At 65.3% G+C, this 4,229-nt stretch carries 5 protein-coding genes; 4 read left to right on the top strand and 1 reads right to left on the bottom strand.

The window, feature by feature from the left end:
* The first annotated feature begins 180 nt into the window (after positions 1–180).
* The 3 genes from rplU to cgtA all read left to right on the top strand — a co-directional run bounded on the left by rplU (position 181) and on the right by cgtA (position 1,883).
* Positions 181–450, top strand: a complete 270-nt coding sequence (rplU, locus tag ACTHLF_RS02170) for a 50S ribosomal protein L21 (protein WP_440324433.1) — start codon at positions 181–183, stop codon at positions 448–450.
* A 20-nt stretch (positions 451–470) separates the two neighbouring features.
* On the top strand, positions 471–728 hold the full coding sequence (rpmA, locus tag ACTHLF_RS02165) for a 50S ribosomal protein L27 (protein ID WP_072321611.1): 258 nt from the start codon (positions 471–473) through the stop codon (positions 726–728).
* Positions 729–815: 87 nt separating this feature from the next.
* Positions 816–1,883, top strand: a complete 1,068-nt coding sequence (gene cgtA / locus ACTHLF_RS02160; protein WP_440324431.1) for an Obg family GTPase CgtA — start codon at positions 816–818, stop codon at positions 1,881–1,883.
* Between the two features lie 187 nt (positions 1,884–2,070).
* Here cgtA and rpsT read toward each other — a convergent pair whose 3' ends face one another.
* A complete protein-coding gene (rpsT, locus tag ACTHLF_RS02155) occupies positions 2,071–2,334 on the bottom strand; it encodes a 30S ribosomal protein S20 (RefSeq protein WP_331646514.1) in 264 nt (87 codons plus the stop codon).
* Positions 2,335–2,537: 203 nt separating this feature from the next.
* Here rpsT and murJ point away from each other — a divergent pair, with 203 nt between their 5' ends.
* Positions 2,538–4,145 carry a murein biosynthesis integral membrane protein MurJ gene (murJ, locus tag ACTHLF_RS02150; RefSeq protein WP_440324428.1) on the top strand — a complete coding sequence of 536 codons (1,608 nt, stop codon included), beginning with the start codon at positions 2,538–2,540 and terminating at the stop codon, positions 4,143–4,145.
* Positions 4,146–4,229: the final 84 nt, after the last annotated feature.

The following is a 4,229-nucleotide window of genomic DNA, read 5'->3' as shown; positions in this document are numbered from 1 at the left end:
AAGGAATGGTCTTGGATGGCTACGTTTTGCCCAAAGCTTAACCACCTGATTGACCTTGGCTTTTCCCTGCCGCTATAATTCGCGGTTCGTAACACCCGCAACACCCTAAAAAGAACTACATAACCAGGAACAGTCAAGAGCTACGCAGTCATTAAGACCGGAGGCAAGCAGTACCGCGTGATGCAGGGCGAAGTCCTGCGCGTGGAGCTGCTCCCCGCCGAAGTCGATTCGACCTTCACGTTCGAAGAGGTTCTCCTCGTCGGCGAGGGTGAGTCGATCACCGTTGGTGCCCCGCTCGTCGCCGGCGCCACTGTCAGCGCCAAGGTCCGTGCACACGGCCGCGCCGATAAGATCCGCATCATCAAGTTCCGTCGTCGCAAGCACTACAAGCGCACGCAGGGACACCGTCAGCATTACACCGAAATCGAGATCACGGGCATCAACGCCTGAGTCGCCGGAGGATATGAGTCATGGCACATAAAAAAGGCGTAGGTTCCAGCCGTAACGGTCGCGATTCGAACCCGAAGTATCTCGGTGTGAAGATCTACGGCGGCCAGGCTGTTGAAGCCGGCAACATCATCGTTCGTCAGCGCGGCACCAAGTTCCACGCTGGCGTGGGCGTCGGCCTCGGCCGCGACCACACCCTGTTCGCACTGGTCGACGGCACCGTGTCGTTCAAGACCCGCGGCGACAAGGGTCGCAAGTTCGTCGACGTCGTCCAGGCGTAATTCGCCACGACGCGATAGCGAAGGCCCCGCCCCACGGCGGGGCTTTTCGTTTGTAAGGCTCCCCGATTCACTGCCCAGGTTTTCCCCATGAAATTCGTCGACGAAGCACAGATTCGAGTCACGGCCGGTAGCGGCGGCAATGGCTGCGCCAGCTTTCGCCGCGAAAAATTCATTCCGTTCGGCGGCCCCGATGGTGGCGACGGCGGTGATGGTGGCTCCGTGTGGCTGGTGGCCGACGAAGGCCTGAACACCCTGGTCGATTTCCGCCACATGCGCCAGTTCAAGGCCCCGCGCGGCCAGAACGGCATGGGTAGCCAGATGTACGGCAAGGGCGGTGAGGACATCACCATCCGCGTGCCGGTGGGCACCGTGGTCACCAACGTCGATACCGACGACGTGATCGGCGACCTCACCGCGAACGGCCAGCGCCTGAAGGTCGCCGAAGGCGGCCGCGGTGGCCTGGGCAACATCCATTTCAAGAGCTCGGTGAACCGTGCGCCGCGCAAGGCCACGCCGGGTACGCCGGGTGAAGTGCGCGACCTGAAGCTCGAGCTGCGCCTGCTCGCTGACGTCGGCCTGCTTGGCTTCCCCAATGCCGGCAAGAGCACCTTCATCCGTGCCGTGTCGGCGGCGACGCCGCGCGTGGCGGATTACCCGTTCACCACGCTGCACCCGAACCTGGGCGTCGTGCGTATCGGCACCGACCAGAGCTTCGTCATTGCCGATATCCCCGGCATCATCGAGGGTGCCGCCGAAGGCGCGGGCCTCGGTATCCAGTTCCTCCGCCACGTCTCGCGCACGAGCCTGCTGCTGCACGTGGTGGATATCCGCCCCATCGACGGTTCGGACCCGGTGGAGCAGGTGCAGACCATCGAGCGCGAGCTGGCCAACTTCGACAGCGAACTGGTCGAGCGTCCGCGCTGGCTGGTGATCAACAAGATGGACGGGTTCGACGACGAGGAAGAGCTCGAAGCGGCGGCAAACGACATCGTCAACCGCCTCGGCTGGACGGGTCCGTCGTTCCTGATCTCCGCCGCCGGCCAGCAGGGCACGCGCGAAGTCTGCCTGCAGGTGCAGCAGTTCTTCGATGCCGAGCGCGCCGCACGCAAGCTGGAGCAGGAAGCCACCGACGACGTGCGCATGCGCACCGAGTAACTCGCTCTTGTAGGAGCCCACCCTGTGGGCGACGCGGTTCGCGATATCGCAGCAGGGCCTGTTGCGGTGGGGCGAAAGATGTCGCCCACCGGGTGGGCTCCTACGACAGCGTTTCGGCCCGGATCACAGGCCAACAAAAAAGCCGGCTTGCGCCGGCTTTTTCGTGAACAGCGATGTCGCGCAGGCTTTAAGCCAGGTCGCGGATCTTCGCGTTCAGGCGGCTCTTGTGGCGAGCAGCCTTGTTCTTGTGGATCAGGCCGCGGGCAGCGTAGCGGTCCATGACCGGCACGGCGACAGCGTAAGCCGTGGTGGCGGCTGCCTTATCCTTGGCGTCGATCGCCTTGACGACCTTCTTCAGTGCGGAACGCACCATGGAACGCGCGCTGACGTTGCGCAGCCGGCGCTGCTCCGACTGACGCGCACGCTTCTTCGCGGACTTGATGTTGGCCAAGGTAAAGCTCCAGAGTTCGGTGGGTTTTAAAAAAGACGCCCATTGTGCGGCCAAACTGGGGCTGCGTCAATAGGTTAGGCCCCGCGCGGGAACCCCGGGCGGGAAGGGCCCCGGGGCGGTGTCCCGGAAAAGCCAGAATGGGGACTGTCCGCTGACCGGCCGGCTTTGTCAAACTAGGGGTTTACCGGTAATCCCAGGTTCGGATGAAAACCCCCAGCCTCCTGCGCGGCGTGCTGTCCTTCAGCAGCATGACCATGGTTTCGCGTGTGCTCGGCCTCGTCCGTGACATGTCCATCGCCCACGTATTCGGCGCCAACGCGGCCACGGACGCTTTCTTCGTCGCCTTCCGCATCCCGAACTTCATGCGCAGACTGTTCGCCGAGGGTTCGTTCTCCACAGCGTTCGTTCCCGTGTTTACGGAGGTGAAGGAGAAGCGCCCGCATGCCGACCTGAAGGAACTGATGGCACGTACCTCCGGCACCCTTGGCGGGGTGCTGTTGCTGGTCACGGCGATCGGGATCATCTTCGCGCCCCAGGTCACGGCTCTTTTCTCGCCGGGCGCCGTGGAAACCCCCGAGAAGTTCGAGCTGACGGTGGACCTGCTCCGCCTGACGTTCCCGTTCCTTCTCTTCGTCTCGCTGACCGCCCTGAGTGGCGGGGCGCTGAACAGCTTCCACCGGTTCGGCCTGCCGGCCCTGACGCCGGTCATCCTCAACCTGTGCATGATCGCCGGCGCGCTCTGGCTGGCGCCGAAGCTGCACACGCCGATCATGGCCATGGGCTGGGCGATCCTCGTGGCCGGCGTCCTGCAGCTCGCCTTCCAGCTCCCGTCACTACGCCAGCTGGACCTGCTTACCCTGCCGCGCTGGGGCTGGAAGTCGCCCGACGTGCGCCGGATCATGCGGCTGATGGTGCCGACCCTGTTTGGCTCCTCGGTGGCCCAGATCAACCTCCTGCTGGATACGATCATCGCCTCGCTGCTGATCGCCGGCTCGCAGAGCTGGCTGTCCCAGGCCGATCGCTTCCTTGAGCTGCCGCTCGGCGTCTTCGGCGTCGCCCTCGGTACCGTGATCCTGCCGTCGCTCTCCCGCCACCACGTCAGCGACGACCGCGATGGCTTCTCCCGGGCGCTGGACTGGGGCCTGCGCACGACGCTGCTGATCGCGGTGCCGGCGATGTTCGCCCTGTTGATCCTTTCCTTCCCGCTGGTGGCCACGATCTTCCAGAACGGTCGCTTCACCGCGTTCGATACGAAGATGGCCTCGCTCTCGATCTCGGCGCTGAGCTTCGGCCTGCCGGCCTTCGCCATGGTGAAAGTCGTGCTGCCGGCGTTCTACGCTCGCAAGGACACCAGGACGCCCGTGCGCGCCGGCGTGGCGTCGCTGGTCACCAACATGCTGCTGAACGTGGTGTTCGTGGGCCTGCTGTTCTATCTCTGGGCCACGCCGGAGCAGAAGGCGGCCCCGTGGCTGCAGGGCATCGCCAGCGTCCCGGGCCTGCACATGGCTCTTGGCATCGCCAGCGCCCTCGCCAGCTACATCAACCTGGGCCTGCTCTGGCGCTGGCTGGGCAAGGCGGGCGTCTACGAGCGCCAGCCGGGGTGGGCGCGGCACCTCGTGCGCCTGGCGGTGTCCTGTGGCGTGATGAGCGCCGTGCTGCTGCTCGGCCTTTACGTGTGGCCGGAGTGGAGCGATGTGAACCACACCGTGCGCGTGGTGCGGCTTGCCGTGCTGGTCTGCGCCGGCGGTGGCGCCTACGTGGCCACGCAGTTCGCCATGGGTTTCCGGCCGAGCCACCTGCGCGCCCGCTGAGCGGCCACCCCCTGTGGGAGCGGGGGGGGACCCCGCGGGGCAGGGGGGCAACCCCAAACCGGGCCACCCACCGCCCCCAAAGGG

This window comes from Luteibacter sp. (assembly GCF_051958795.1).
Taxonomy (GTDB): Bacteria; Pseudomonadota; Gammaproteobacteria; order Xanthomonadales; family Rhodanobacteraceae; genus Luteibacter.
This window is presented reverse-complemented; position numbering and strand designations above follow the sequence as displayed.

Bases quoted from the DNA above. Each gene is read 5' to 3' on its own strand.
- rplU (WP_440324433.1), top strand. From the start codon at position 181: ATGCAGGGCGAAGTCCTGCGCGTGGAGCTGCTCCCCGCCGAAGTCGAT.
- rpmA (WP_072321611.1), top strand. From the start codon at position 471: ATGGCACATAAAAAAGGCGTAGGTTCCAGCCGTAACGGTCGCGATTCG.
- cgtA (WP_440324431.1), top strand. From the start codon at position 816: ATGAAATTCGTCGACGAAGCACAGATTCGAGTCACGGCCGGTAGCGGC.
- murJ (WP_440324428.1), top strand. From the start codon at position 2,538: ATGAAAACCCCCAGCCTCCTGCGCGGCGTGCTGTCCTTCAGCAGCATG.